This is a genomic window from Archangium minus (genome assembly GCF_044360475.1).
GTDB lineage: Bacteria > Myxococcota > Myxococcia > Myxococcales > Myxococcaceae > Archangium > Archangium minus.
The window spans coordinates 11,852,319-11,865,776 of sequence record NZ_CP043494.1 but is presented as its reverse complement, the minus strand read 5'-3'; the positions used below and the strand labels follow the sequence as shown (position 1 = coordinate 11,865,776).

Sequence of the window (13,458 nt, the reverse complement as noted above, 5' to 3'; positions counted from 1 at the left end):
GCGTTTCCCGGAGCGATGTCCCTCTCGTCCCGTGCTCGCGCCGTGTCGCTGGCCTGTGCCGCCGTGGTGCTGGCCGTGCTGGTCGCCCATGGCCTCATGTTGGTGCAGCAGCCGGTGTCGCCGGACATCCTCTTCCTCTTCCTGCCCAACGCCGCCTTCCTGCGCGAGCAGCTCCTGCGCGGGGAACTGCCGCTGTGGAACTCGCTCCTGCTCGCGGGCCACCCGTTCCTGGCCGAGCTGCAGACGCAGGTGCTCTATCCGCCGAGTCTGCTCTTCCTCGTGGCGCGGCCCGAGCGCGTCCTGGGCCCCTTCCTCTTCCTGCACCTGGTGTGGCTGGGGCTCGGGACGTGGCGGCTGGCGCGGTACTCGGGGGCGAGCCGCCGCGCGGCTGTCCTGGCTGGGCTCGCCGCGAGCCTCAGTCCCCTCGCTGTGGAGCACTATGCCCACCCCAACATGCTGTGCGGGTTGAGCTGGGTGCCGTGGGTGTGGGGCTCGGGTCGGCTCCTGGCGCGTCGTCCCACGCGGCGCGGGATGGCGCTGCTGGGCGTGTTGGTGGCGTGCAGCGTGCTTGCGGGTTCTCCAGAGCTGACGCTGCTCGCGCTGGCGGGGCTGGCCGTGAGCCTTTGGAAGCGGACGCGGTGGACGGTGGGCGCGGTGGCGCTCGGGGCCGGGCTCTCCGCGGCCACGTGGATTCCCTTCTTGGAGTTGCTCGTCCGCTCGGACCGGAGCGCGGGCCTTGGCGCGAACGAGGCCTCGAGCTTCGCGCTGTCTCCGGCCGAGGTGTTGGATCTCGTGCTGCCCTTCGTCCGCTTCGGCGCGGACCGCTCGGGCACGCAGGGCTTCCAGTCGGTGCTCTTCATGGGCTCGAGTCTCCTGCTGCTGGCGGGCTGGGGACTGTGGCGGCGCAAGGGGCTCGCCGTGTTGTGCGGGGTGCTCGTGTGGCTGGCGCTCGGAGACGCGGGAGGTCTCTTCACGTGGCTGCACCGGTGGGTGCCGGGCGCGGGCCTCTTCCGCTTTCCCATCAAGTTCCTCTCACCGCTGCCGGTGTTGCTGGCGCTGGCGTTGGCTTCGGGCTTCTCCGCGTGGGAGCGGGGCGTGCAACCCAACACGCGGCGACCGGGGGCGGTGTTCGCCATGGTGAGCCTGCTGGGCGCGTGTGCCCTCGCGGTGGCGGGCGCGGGGGCGGGCTGGGCGGTGAGTTCGGCCTGGGTGGGATTGGTGGGTGGCGCGCTGCTGGCCTCGCGCCGGGCGGCTCCGGAGCGGCGTGGGTGGGCGGTGGCGGCCATCCTCTTCATTGAGTGCGCCGTCTTCCAGCAGGGTGTGGGGACGCTGGCGAGCAGGAGTGGCGGGGCGCCGTGCCGTCCCTCTCCGGAGTTCCGGCCCGAGGGCCGCGTGGCTTACGACATCGACTGGGGACGCGTGGACCTTGATCACCGCGAGGAGGCGTGCGCGGTGGGCATTCCCAACGCCAACATGGCGGCAGGCTTCGCCGCGCTGGAGGGCTTCGTGGTGCCGGCGCCCGCGTTCGTGAAGCAACTGGTGCGCGAGGAGCCGGAGCGAGCGGCGAGGCTGCTGGGGGCCACGGTGGTGGTCATCGACGATGAGGCGAAGCGCGCGGCCTACTCGGGGGAGGTGCTCTTCCAGAATGGGAGCTATGTCGCGCTGAAGCTGGGTGGTCGTCCGGGCCGGGCGCTGCTGGAGTCGGGCGGGGAGCGGCTGGAGTTGGAGCCCGAGGTCGATTTGCCCTCACGGCTCGTCTTCACGCTTCCGAGAGGAGGAGAGCGGCTCACCGTGAGGGATGCGTGGTTCCCGGGCTGGGAGGCGGAGGCGGACGGCGAGCCGGTGCCGCTCCGCGAAGCCGAGGGCCTACGCACCATTGACCTGCGCGGGAACGAGCGACGCGTGGAGTTGCACTACCGTCCAGGCTCCTTCCGCACGGGGTTGGCCTTGTCGCTCGTGAGCCTCGGAGTGCTGGGGCTGCTGTGGTTCCGCGCGAGACGTGGGGACTGATAACCCTTCTGTCACGTCGGAGCGGGCCGGTGCTCTACAACAAGTTTGAGCAGACCTGGTACATCCCCACGCTCGCGCGAGAACGTAATTCATGCGCTCGGCGTTTGGCGCCGATCGCCCACCTCTCTGAGAAGACCTCGCTCCTCGAGCAGTCGCTGGATGCGGTGGCCGAGGGCTACGTGCTCGGTGTTGGTTGCGGTGAGGCGCTCGGGAGTCAAAATGATGAGGTTGCCCTTACCCTCCACGGGTTCTATGCGGACGGGCTCTGTTAGCGGGAGTACCTCGCCCCAGTTGTGTGAAATGTACGTCATCCACCCCACGAAGGTGTCGGCTTCTCCGTGACGCGAGAGCTGCTCCCAGAGGTCGTCACTGGTGACGACGGCCCAGTCTGGCTCCCAGGCCACCGCAAGGACCCGCATCACGCCGGCAGCCACCGACATGGTGAGCATGGGCTCACTCCCCAAGGGCTCCTTGGGGAAGTATAGCCGGACACTGTTCGGTGCTCCCTCAGCGTCCGAGCCACAGTGAATCATGACCATTCCCCCCTCACCCGCCTGTCGGTCATGGCCCGTCCACGCGCTAAAATGGAATCCGTCACCGTCACTTTGGTACTTCTTCTTGCCGAAGAAACGCACGAAGGAGTCCTCCGTGGGCTCGAACTGAAGTTCGAGCGCTCTCTTGGGCGAGCTGGCCTGCTCGTACCAGCGTGCATAGCTAGGGTGACACTCCGCCAGTAGACGGAAAAAGGTCGCCGCGCGCCGCGCGCACTCCCCAGCCGACTCCCTACGGCACCCCCAATAGGCTCCAGCTAGATAGGATTCGCTCATGCGTAGCGGGCCTCAAGGGAAGGGACGGGTATACACGACCTCTATACCTTTGATTTTCGCCTCTCTGAAGGCTCTCTGGAGGATGGCGACCATGCGGGGCTCCGCCACGTGCCAGCGAAGGTGAAGCCCTCCAGCCAGCGCTCTCTGCCGTCGGGCTTGCAAAACCATGCCCTCCAGCCCTTCGTAGCCCCACTTGGGCTGGAGGTCCGCATCGAACCACTTCTCATACTCGCGCGCCTTGGCTTCGAGCAGAGTTCCCGTCTTGGGGTCAAACCCATCGTAGTCCACGCACTTACCGTCGCGACAGACCCTGTAGGCCCACCGATTGGGCGCGCCCGTTACCTGGGCCTGATAGGCTCGGGCCTGCTCGGACATGCTGGAGGTGTCCTCCACCCACTGTCCGGGCCCGCCTACCGGAGGCCACCCAGCACCGACTCCCGAGCCCTGGGCGCCGGTGTTGGCCATGTGCAGGACGTAGGTGGCACTCAGCGCTGGAGCAGCCGCGGTGGCGACACTCCCCACCGGCACCGCCACCAGGCGCACCGCCATGAAGCCGTCGCTTGTGAGCGACAGCAGCGGAACGGTGAGGTTCCCCAGCTTGCCGCCCCAACTCACCGCCTTGGCAGTTCCAGCCCCGGCAGTGCCCACCGTCAGCACCGCGCCCGTGGCAAGCCGCGAGACGGTGCGCACCCTCTCCGCATAAGGCTTGTGGCGGAACTCTTCCCAGAACTGGGGCGCGTTCTCATACATTGCGCGCACGGCGCCAGGGAGCTGCGCCAACCCCTCGAGTGTCTCCCCCGTGGAGAAGGCGAGCTGGTAAAGGCCCTCCACCATGTCCACTACCGCCAGCACGGCCCCCTCTGCCACCGCCAGCCCCGCGTTCTTGTCAGGCGTGTAGATGCCCGCGGGTCGGGCCCCGTGCGGCACCTCGAGCTTTTCGTCTATGGGGAAGAGACGTCCTCCGTTGATGGCGTAGAAGGGGCCCACTTCGAAGCGACCGGCGCGCAGGGTGCCGTCCTCCGCCAGAATCACCGCACCTGCCTTCTGCACGGCCTCACCCGTGGTGGGCCTTACGAGGTAGCCGTCCGGGCGCAGCACCAGCAGCAGCGAGAAGCGCCGCATTCGCACGTGCAGCTCGTCTCGTGACACAGGCAACCCGCCAGTGGCTACCTCCAGGAGCAGGTGAGCCGCCATGCGGCGCGGTCCGAAGTTGCCCAACGTCACCGGCGTGGCCAGCAGGTACGGCAGCAGCTCCAGTGCCTGCTGAGGGTTCAGCGAGCGCCCGTCTTCGGGCATCGCGGCGGAGGGCACCCCAGCCCGCACGAGGAAGCCCTGGAAGTAGTCCAGGGTGATGGGAACCGCATAGGGACGGCCATCTCCCACCCCGTCCCGCCACCCTGCACCTTCCGCTTCCAGATCCTTTGCTTCGTCCGCCTCGCCATCATGGCGGCTCTGGTGCAGTCGCCGGGAGCGGGCGCCCTCGCCGTTGGTGACTCTTTTCTCCGCGCCGCCGCTGGTGGAGTCCTGTGTGTTGGCAGGGTCCTCCACTGCGCCGTGCTCCAGCGCTGCCCGTTCTTTTTCCCCTGTGTTCGAGGGGGGAGCCAGTCCTCGGGGGTGATAGCTCCGCGCCAATGCGCCTCCCATAGGGTAGCCCGTGGCACACGCCGCCTGCAGTCCCAGGAGTAACAGCACCAACGCAGCGGACACCGTCCTGCGCGGCCGACCCCGCCCATTCCCTTGTCGAGCCTCAACCTGTGTGCCGACGCCCTCCCCCGCTCCAGGACTCCTGTACTCCTTGGGCATGACAGTGGCCTTTCCCCCAGAAGTGAGGAGCACGGGCTCTACTCCGGACCGCGGTCCGCGAGCCACGCCGCGAAGCGCTTGTCGAGGAGTGGCGCCGCTTGGTCGACGGCGTCCCAGGTATCATCATCGAGCACCGGCTCGTCGTGACCGAACGGGCCCGCGCGCTTTCCGAACGTCTCCTTGAGGTCGGCCGTAATCCAGAGGCCTTTCATGTTGTGGAACCAGCGCCACGCCAACTGGCGGAGTCCCGGCGCATCGCGGAGGTGGTCGTTCCACAGGCCGCGCGGAAGCGCCTGCTTCACGAGCTCCGACCCCTTTGCCTTGCGCTTCGCGACCGCCTCGAGCAGCTCGCGGTGCGCCGGGAACCGCGAGGTGTCGAGCAGGCCTCGTGTCGCGGCGTAGCCGACGAAGAGCCCGGTCGTGACATCGGAATGCCGGCTGAGCGCACCCGCGCTCTTCACAGCGAGCGTGACGGTGATGGACTCATCGAACGAGAGCTTGAGCTCCACGTGCGCCGCGGTGTCGAGCGAATAGGCCCAGTAGGCGACGGTGAGCTCATCCTCGTCCGTGAACGCGGCCCGACGACCGGTGGGCGGTCCGAGCACCTTCGTGATCTCCGCCTCCGAGGTCACCTTCCACGGCACTCCCAGGACCTCCTCCCCGATCTTCGCCCTCACCCAAGCGTAGGAGACGTACGGGATGAACGTCTTGGCGGTCTTCGGAACCGGCGGATAGGCATCGTTCAGGATGTCGTGCGAGAAGACGAGCTCGACACCGTGCTTCGTTGCCGAGACGTTCACCGAGTCGGTGTTCTCGCTGGTCGACGGCGGAACCTTCTTGCCGAGCACCTCGGTCACGTAGGCGATGACCCCGGGGGCATCCGCGCGCGTTCCGAGGATTGACGCCAGTTGCTGCGTCTTCGGTCCGAGCTGCTTCATCACCGGGGTCGGCGCGGACTTGCGTGCGGCGACTGTCGGCGTTTGCGCCGTGGGGGGGACAGCGGCGTCACCGTCGAGCCAGGCCGCGAAATCGAAGGCCTTCGCCCTTGGCTTCTTGACCTTCTTCGCTTTCAGCCACGAAGCCAGCGCCTCTCGCCCGGAGGCTCCCTCCTCATCGTCGAGTTCGTGGAGCTCCGTCTCGCCCTGGGACCAAAGCGTCAGGAACTCCTCCAGGCTGTTCGCGACGGTCCTCGCCTCGCCTTCCGAACCGAGCAGCGCCACCGCGGGCGGCGTCTTGACTCCCGTGTTCACGAGCACGAGCAGCGAGCCATCGGCGAGGCTCATGAACGCGAAGGCGTTACGGCGAAGCCGGTCCGCCTTCTCCGGACTCCACTCCTCCGGAATGTCGGTGGCCTCCAGCGCATCGAACCAGCCCAGCGTTCCATGGGGCTGCTCGCCAATCCAGGCGCCGACCTCCGCGAGCAGCGGCGGAATCTCATGACCTTGGGGAGCTGCGGAGAGCCTGACCGTGTAGCTCGTCATTCGCGTCAGCTTCGAGCATCTTCTCTGTAAAGGCGAGTTGCGATTTTCCCTGGCGCTAGGGTGCGGCGATGTCGAGCATTTGCATGCGTCTCCTTCTACCGCCCTGGTTCATCTTGGCGATGAACGGGCCGATGATGGGCAGGCCCATGGCCTTGATGATCGTCGCGCGCATGGCCCGCTCGGCCTCGCCGGCTGGGGTGAAGAACCGTCTCATGCCCCAGGCCTGGCTTTGGTGGTATTCGATGAACGGGCGCAGTCTCGCTTCCCATTCGACCAGCGCGCGGCCCAGGTTGTCCGGGTACTTCTCCAGCATGTTGCCCAGCAACTCGGCCCCTGCCATGCCGCTCGAGGCGCCCATGCCGGAGTACAGCGTCAGGCACCACGCGGAGTCTCCGACCAGCACGACCCGCCCCTTGTGCCAGCGTTCCATGCGAACCTGGTTGACCGAGTCGAACAGGTATTCGTTCGCCGCTCCGAAATCGTCGAGGAGCTGCCCCAGCACTGAGCCCGCTGGCTGCGGTCCGAAGGCCTCGCGCAGCGATTCGATGGGACGACGGCGGAACTGCGCATCGATGTCATCGGCACGGTAGGAGAACAGGACCGCGGGGTTGTGATTCGCGAAGGGGAACACCCACGCCGACCGGCCCGCCTCGGCCAGAATCAGCCCGTCGTGTGAGCTGAAGCCAGCAATGGGCTTGGAGAGGATGCTCGCCGCGATCATGTAGTTCATCGGGTGAAGGAAGTCCTCGGGCGGGCCGAAGACGAGCTGACGGACGGTCGAGCGCATTCCATCGGCTCCCACTACGAGCTCGAAGCGCTCGGTCGTGGTCGTACCCGTCTTCGTGTGGGTCATCGTGACGTCGACACCGTGCTCGTCCTGAACGATCCGGGTGGGAACCGTCGAGAAACGGATCTCGACCTCTTCGGGCAACGCACGGAACAAACCATCTTCCACGTCGCCGCGCAGGAGTGCGTACGGCATGCCGGGCAGCTCAACGAAGCTCATGCCTTTGTGGTGGTGACCGGCCCGATCGAGCTCATACGTGATGCTCCTCGGGTGCTGACGGTTGAGAATGCTCTCGAGCACCCCGAGCCGGGCAGCGGATGCCTTCCCCGTGCCGAACAGGCCGATGAAGTAGCCGCCTTGACGGCGTGTGGGTGCTCGCTCGACCACCACGGGCTTCCAGCCAAGGCGGTGGAGTCGCAGCGCCGTGGCGATGCCGCTGATGCCCAGTCCGACCACCAGAACGCGTTGGCTGCGTGTCGTTGAGTTCGTCATGCGGGAAACTCTGTCGTTCGACGAGTCCCGCTGCCAGAGCGTGGGTTGTGACGGAAATCGGCCTAGATTGGAGCGCGACGGTGCTGCTCGCGCCAGACCCGGGGCGTCATGCCGTGGGCGCGCCGGAAGGTGCGGATGAAATGTGTGACATCGGCATAGCCCACCTGGCTCGCGATGCGCTCCACGCTCGCCGCTGTTTCCAGCAACTGCCGCCGGGCCTCGGACATGCGGTGCTCGCGCAGCCAGTCACCCACCGTGAGTCCTGTCTCCCGGCGGACGGCGTTGGCGACGTACGCGGGCGTGCGCCCCACCGCCGCCGCGACTTCCTGAAGCGAGATGGGCTCCAGACAGTGCGTCTCGACGAAGGTGAGGGCATCACGCACGAGTCCTCCGAGCAGGGGAGGGACCAGGGGCGCATGCTCCTGCATTTCGCGAATGAGCTCTGTGATCAGCAGGGTGAAGAAGGAACGCGCGGCGCCCTCCGCGCCCCACCGGGACTGGCGCAGCTCGGTGTCCAACTCGGAGATGAAATGTTGGATGCGCCGCAGCCGGGGTGGCTCGGGACGCAGCCGGAACAGTCCTCGAATGAAGAGACTGCGGAGCGGCTCGGGCCTCGGTTCTCCCGTGATGCGGGGTTGCCCTGGCCAGTGCTCCTGCCCTAGCAGGCGCAGCAGCGTCGGGTCGAAGGCCACCAGCCACCCCCGCAGGTTCTTCGCATCGATGGCATGGTGCGGGATTCCCGGCGGGAGGAGGTGGATGTCCCCAGCCTGGAGCTCGAGTTCCTCGAGATGACGGCCTCGTCCCGTTCCTTCCGTGAACAGCAGGATCGCGAAGAAGGTATAGATGACCGGTTCGAGTGGAGTCGGGTACGAGGGATCCGATCTTCGGTTGACATACAAGGGCATGCCCCTGGCGCCCAACCCATCCAGGGTCAGGACTGGGGGCGGCGGGCGTTTAGTCGTTCGGTGCATGGGGACGGGCCGGCTAGCGCGCCGGCGTGGGCGTGGATGCCGGCGCCACCGGCAGCAGCAGTGTCGCGCGCAGGCCACCACCGTCACGGTTGGCGAGCACGAGCTCGCCGCCCAGCGTGGCCACCAACTGCTGGGCGATGGCCAGCCCCAGCCCGGTGCCGCCGGTATCGCGGTTGCGCGAGCTTTCCAGCCGGTAGAACGGTTGCAGCACCGCCTGCATCTCCTGTTCGGGAATGCCCGGGCCACGGTCGCACACGTCCACGGCCATGCGCCCGTCGTCGAGCCGGCGCACGCCGACCTCGGCGCTGCCGCCGTACTTCACCGCGTTGTCGATCAGGTTCTCGACGATGCGCCGCAATGTCGGTGGCCGCGTGCTCAACGAAGCGCGCGCGCATTCGCCCAGCGTGACCGGCTTGCCCGCATCCTGGTAGTCGCACACCACGCTGTCGAGCAATGCGTGCAGGTCCAGCCACACCGCCGGGCCGGTGGCTCCGTGGGTGCTGCGCGCGTAGGCGATGCCCTCACGCACCAGTTGCCATAACTGCTCCAGGTCGTCGCTCAGGCGATCTCGGTCGGCGCCCTCCTCCATCGCTTCCAGGCGCAACTTCATGCGCGTGATCGGAGTCTGCAGGTCATGCGAGATCGCGGCGAGGATCTGCAACCGCTCCGCGAGATAGTGGCCGATGCGTGCCTGCATCGCATTGAACGCGGTGGCGGCCTTGACCACTTCCACCGGCCCTTCCCGCGGCAGCGGCGGATGCGCGCGCGCCGGGTCCAGCCGCTCGACCGCGTCGGCGAGCTGCACCAGCGGCCTCGTCGCCAGCCGCACCGCCAGCCACGCGCACAGCAACAGCAGCACCAGCTGCGCCGCCAGCACCACCGGCAGCCAGCGCGCGATCGGCATCACCGAGGGCGTGACCTCGAGGGTCAGCAGCTGGCCATCGGCCAGGGTGAGCTGCACCTCGAAGCGCTCCGGCGAGGTGGACACCGTGCGCGCCTGCAAGCGGTAGCGATGGTCCAGGCTGCGGTCGATCAGCGCGGTGACCTCGCGCGCCCGGTCGCTGGTCAGCGGCACGCCGGGCCGCGCCGGGCCGAGCAGGTAGCGGTAGGTGCGCCGCTCCAGGCGTGGGGCCCATCGCGCGCGCTCGGCCGGGCTCAGGCGTTCGAGCAGGGCCACGCTGACGGCCACGTCCTGGTCCAGGTGGGTGAGCATCATCGAACGAGCGACCATGTAGCGCTCGGAGAACAGCAGCGCGAAGGATAGCGCGTGCGCGAGCAGCAATCCGGTGAACAGGATCAGGGTCAGGCGCGCGGCGAGGGTGCGTGGCAGCAGGCGCCGCCAGCCGGTGCTCGGGGCGGCGTTCATGCGTTCTCGCCGAGCAGGACCACGGGATGGCAGAACACGTAGCCCTCGCTGCGCACGGTCTTGATGTAGGCCTGCTCGCGCGCATCGTCGCGCAGGCGCTGGCGCAGGCGGCTGACGAGCAGGTCGATGGAGCGGTCGAACAGCTCGGCGTCTCGGCCCTGGGTGAGGTTGAGCAACTGGTCGCGGCTGAGCACGCGCTGCGGGTGGTCGAGGAACACGCGCAGCAGGCGGAACTCCGCGCCGCTGAGCGGATAGGCGGTGCCATCTTCGTCGAGCAGGTGGCGCGCGGTGGTGTCCAGCCGCCACTGGCCGAAGCCGATCAGCCGGCCGGCCTCGGTGACCTGCAGGTTGGGCGGCAGCATGCGCGTGCGCCGGAGCACCGCGTTGATGCGCGCCAGCAGCTCGCGCGCGGAGAACGGCTTGACCACGTAGTCGTCCGCACCCATCTCCAGGCCGATGATGCGATCGGTTTCATCGTCGCGCGCGGTGAGCATCACCACCGGTACGCTGCGGTGCTTGCCGGCGCGCAGGTTGCGGCACAGCGACAGGCCATCCTCACCGGGCATCATCACGTCGAGCACGATCAGATCGATATCGCTGGTGTCCAGCGCCGCGCGCATCTCGCGGCCGTCGGCGGCGAGCGTGGTGCGCAGGCCGTTGCGCTGCAGGTAATCGCCGACCATGCGGCGGATCTCGCGGTCGTCGTCGACGATGAGGATGTGGTCTGTATGAGCCATGGTGTCGTTCGGGAGAAGGATGGCGACGGCCGCGCCGCGGCCATGTTAGCGCACCGGACTCAGCGCGCGGCCGGCTTCTTGTCACACAATGTATCGACCGCCGTCCGCGACGCAGGCGCTGACAAAACGCCGGCCCGCCCGACACGGTACGGATACCTCGCCCCCTTGCAATGGCCACCCTCCGCTCACCGCCACCCTTGCAAGGAGCCGTCCATGTCAAAGCAGCATTCCGCCTCCCCCATCCGCGAGAATCCGCTCCCTTCGCCCCGCCGCTTCGGCGGCTGGAAGTTGTTCCTGATGCTGGCCGCGCTGCTGATGGGCGCCGCGGGCGCCGCCTATCTGCTCGGCCCCGACGCCGTGGAAGGCAGCCGCCGCGCCATCCGCGTCACCGCCCGTACCTCCTTCGTGCTGTTCCTGGCCGCGTTCACCGCGTCCTCGTTCGCCTCGCTGCTGCCCGGCCCGTTCACCCGGGCCTTGCTGCGCGAGCGTCGCATCGTCGGCCTGTCGTTCGCGTTCTCGCACCTGCTGCACGCGATCGCGATCTACGCCTTCGGCCAGCTCAATCCCGAGTTCTGGCCCAGCCGCTCCCCCCTGACCAACCTGCCCGGCACGCTCGGCTACGTGTCCATCCTTCTGCTGGCGGTGACCTCGCATCGCGGTCTTGCCCGGCGCATGGGCCCGACCGCCTGGCGACGGCTGCACGTCACCGGCATGTGGGTGATCGCGGCGGTGTTCACCTATTCGTATTTCAAGCGCGTGCCGATGAACTACTGGTACGCCGTGCCTTCGGCGCTGCTGTTCACTGCGGTGGTGGTGCGGCTGATCGCCCGGCGCGCTCAGGCCCTCCGGCGGAACTAAGAAGAAGGTCTGAACGACATTCAGCACTGATGGCAAAAGGCCCGCTACCGTCCGGTACCGGGCCTTTCGTTTGGTAGCTTAGCGTGCAACCAGCTTCGCCACATCGAGAACCGCCTGGGCGAATGCGCGCGGTGCTTCCTGCGGCAGGTTGTGGCCGATGCCGCCGGTAAGGTGGCGATGCTCGTACTTGCCTAGGAATTTCTTGGCGTAGACCTTGGGGTCCGGATGCGGAGCACCATTGGCGTCGCCCTCCATCGTGATGGTCGGGACAGTGATGTTGGGAAACTGCGCGAGCTTTTGTTCCAGCGCTTCGTACTTCGCCTCGCTCGGCGCCAGGCCCAGACGCCAGCGATAGTTGCTGATGGAGATCGCGACGTGGTCGGGATTGTCGAGCGACGCAGCGGAGCGCGCGAAGGTCGCATTGTCGAACTTCCACTGTGGCGACGCCAGTTCCCAGATCAGTCGGGCGAACTCGTGCGTGTATTGCCGATAACCCGCCTCGCCGCGCTCGGTGGCGAAGTAGTACTGATACCACCACTGCAGCTCGGCCTTGGGCGGCAGGGGCTTTCGGTTTACCTCCTGGCTGCCGATCAGATAGCCGCTGACCGACACCAGCGCCGTGAAACGTTTCGGCCACAGCGCGGCCAGCGTGTTGGCGATGCGCGCGCCCCAGTCGAAACCGGCGACGACGGCCTTGTCGACCTTGAGCGCATCCATGAAGGCGATCGCATCGGCGGTGAACACGGACTGCTGCCCGTTGCGCAGCGTATCGGCGGAGAGAAAGCGCGTCGTGCCGTAACCGCGCAAATGCGGAATGATGACGCGATAGCCGGCTGCGGCAAGGATGGGTGCGACGTCTACGAAAGCGTGGATGTCATAGGGCCAGCCATGCAGCAGCAGGATGGGGTAGCCATCGGCGGGGCCCGCTTCGGCATAACCGACATTGAGCACGCCGGCATTGAGCTGTTTCAGCGTCGAGAAGCGGGTGCCAGCGTTGGTGATACCTCTGTCGCTGGGGGGGCTGTCTTGCACGACCGGCGCGGCTTCGGCATTGCCCATCAGGCCGAGCTGGGTTGCAAGCAGGCCGAAGGCTGCCGTACCGAGAAAACCCCGACGCTGCTGGTTGAATTCTTCTGACATGAATTTTTCCTTCGAGGATTGTTTGCTGGATCGGCAGTGCATGCCGATCCAGTCGGTATTGATTACTTTGCTTGGGCAGCCTCTTCGATCACCTTCGCTACCGCATCCGGGTGCGAGACCATGACCACATGCGAAGCGCCCTTCACTTCGACGACATCCTTCGGGTTGGCGCGCTTGGCCATGAAGCGCAGGCCTTCGAGCGGGATGTTCTTGTCGGCGGTGCCGTAGACGAAGTAGGACGGCAACTGCTTCCAGGCAGAACCGCTCGCGGCTTCATTGAGCGCGGCCATGGTCACTGGGCGCTGGCCGGCGGCCATCAACGCGGCTTGCTTAGGCGCCACGTCGGCGGCGAACTGCTGGTGGAACTTGTCCTGTCGGATGTAGAGCTCCTTGCCGCCGTCAGCCAGCGCCACCGGATCGGCGAGCGCATCGCCCAGCGTGCCGCCGGGAAACTTGCCGGCCAGGCCGGCGACGGTCTCTCCCTGCTCGGGCGCGAAGGCGGCGACGTAGACCAGCGCCTTCACTTCGGGGTTGCCCTCGGCAGCCTTGGAAATCACCATGCCGCCGTAGGAGTGGCCGACCAGGACCAACGGGCCCTTGACGGCGCCGATCACGCTGGCGGCATATTGCGCGTCATTGCCGACACTGCGCAGCGGATTGGCCACGCTCAGCACCGGATAGCCCTTGGCCGTGAGCTTCTTTGCCACACCGTCCCAGCTGCTCGAGTCGGCAAAGGCGCCGTGGATCAGCACGATGGTGGGCTTGGCGACGGTGCCCTGTACGGCAGTGATGGGTGCTTCGGCATGGGCCGTCGGTACGACGGCGGCAAGGACGCTCGAAGCGGCGAGAGAGAGCAGCAGGTTCTTCATAATGATTCCTTTGCAAACGATCAGATTGAGAAAATGGGTGTGGAAGTTTTCGCGCTTACTGGGCAGGACCCGTGAGCAACTCGGTAACGGGGTCGAGATTGGCGGTCATCTCGGGAG

11 protein-coding genes are annotated in these 13,458 nt (G+C 67.1%); 2 read left to right on the top strand and 9 right to left on the bottom strand.

The window, feature by feature from the left end:
- Positions 1–15 precede the first annotated feature (15 nt).
- The gene (locus F0U60_RS48665) at positions 16–2,010 is read left to right on the top strand and encodes a hypothetical protein (protein ID WP_395811031.1); all 1,995 of its coding nucleotides are present in this window, start codon (positions 16–18) and stop codon (positions 2,008–2,010) included.
- An 89-nt stretch (positions 2,011–2,099) separates the two neighbouring features.
- Here the strand turns inward: F0U60_RS48665 and F0U60_RS48660 are convergent, their stop codons facing one another.
- The 7 genes from F0U60_RS48660 to F0U60_RS48630 all read right to left on the bottom strand — a co-directional run bounded on the left by F0U60_RS48660 (position 2,100) and on the right by F0U60_RS48630 (position 10,474).
- A complete protein-coding gene (locus tag F0U60_RS48660; RefSeq protein WP_395811029.1) occupies positions 2,100–2,837 on the bottom strand; it encodes an Imm52 family immunity protein in 738 nt (245 codons plus the stop codon).
- A gap of 12 nt (positions 2,838–2,849) precedes the next feature.
- On the bottom strand, positions 2,850–4,385 hold the full coding sequence (locus tag F0U60_RS48655) for a Tox-REase-5 domain-containing protein (RefSeq protein WP_395811027.1): 1,536 nt from the start codon (positions 4,383–4,385) through the stop codon (positions 2,850–2,852).
- Positions 4,386–4,678: 293 nt separating this feature from the next.
- A complete protein-coding gene (locus tag F0U60_RS48650; protein ID WP_395811025.1) occupies positions 4,679–6,121 on the bottom strand; it encodes a hypothetical protein in 1,443 nt (480 codons plus the stop codon).
- A gap of 55 nt (positions 6,122–6,176) precedes the next feature.
- Positions 6,177–7,400, bottom strand: a complete 1,224-nt coding sequence (locus F0U60_RS48645; protein WP_395811023.1) for an FAD-dependent monooxygenase — start codon at positions 7,398–7,400, stop codon at positions 6,177–6,179.
- A 62-nt stretch (positions 7,401–7,462) separates the two neighbouring features.
- Positions 7,463–8,305, bottom strand: a complete 843-nt coding sequence (locus tag F0U60_RS48640; protein WP_395811021.1) for an AraC family transcriptional regulator — start codon at positions 8,303–8,305, stop codon at positions 7,463–7,465.
- A 79-nt stretch (positions 8,306–8,384) separates the two neighbouring features.
- Positions 8,385–9,737 (bottom strand): sensor histidine kinase, encoded by a 1,353-nt coding sequence (locus F0U60_RS48635; RefSeq protein WP_395811019.1) that lies wholly within the window; start codon positions 9,735–9,737, stop codon positions 8,385–8,387.
- The gene (locus F0U60_RS48630) at positions 9,734–10,474 is read right to left on the bottom strand and encodes a response regulator (protein ID WP_395811017.1); all 741 of its coding nucleotides are present in this window, start codon (positions 10,472–10,474) and stop codon (positions 9,734–9,736) included. Before F0U60_RS48630 ends, F0U60_RS48635 begins: the two co-directional genes overlap by 4 nt.
- Positions 10,475–10,687: 213 nt before the next feature.
- Here F0U60_RS48630 and F0U60_RS48625 point away from each other — a divergent pair, with 213 nt between their 5' ends.
- Positions 10,688–11,332, top strand: coding sequence for a ferric reductase-like transmembrane domain-containing protein (locus tag F0U60_RS48625; protein ID WP_395811015.1), 645 nt, complete (start codon positions 10,688–10,690; stop codon positions 11,330–11,332).
- Positions 11,333–11,410: 78 nt separating this feature from the next.
- Here the strand turns inward: F0U60_RS48625 and F0U60_RS48620 are convergent, their stop codons facing one another.
- Both F0U60_RS48620 and F0U60_RS48615 read right to left on the bottom strand, forming a co-directional pair.
- Entirely contained in the window at positions 11,411–12,472 is a 1,062-nt protein-coding gene (locus F0U60_RS48620) for an alpha/beta fold hydrolase (RefSeq protein WP_395811013.1), read from the bottom strand.
- A 62-nt stretch (positions 12,473–12,534) separates the two neighbouring features.
- The gene (locus F0U60_RS48615) at positions 12,535–13,341 is read right to left on the bottom strand and encodes an alpha/beta fold hydrolase (protein ID WP_395811011.1); all 807 of its coding nucleotides are present in this window, start codon (positions 13,339–13,341) and stop codon (positions 12,535–12,537) included.
- Positions 13,342–13,458: the final 117 nt, after the last annotated feature.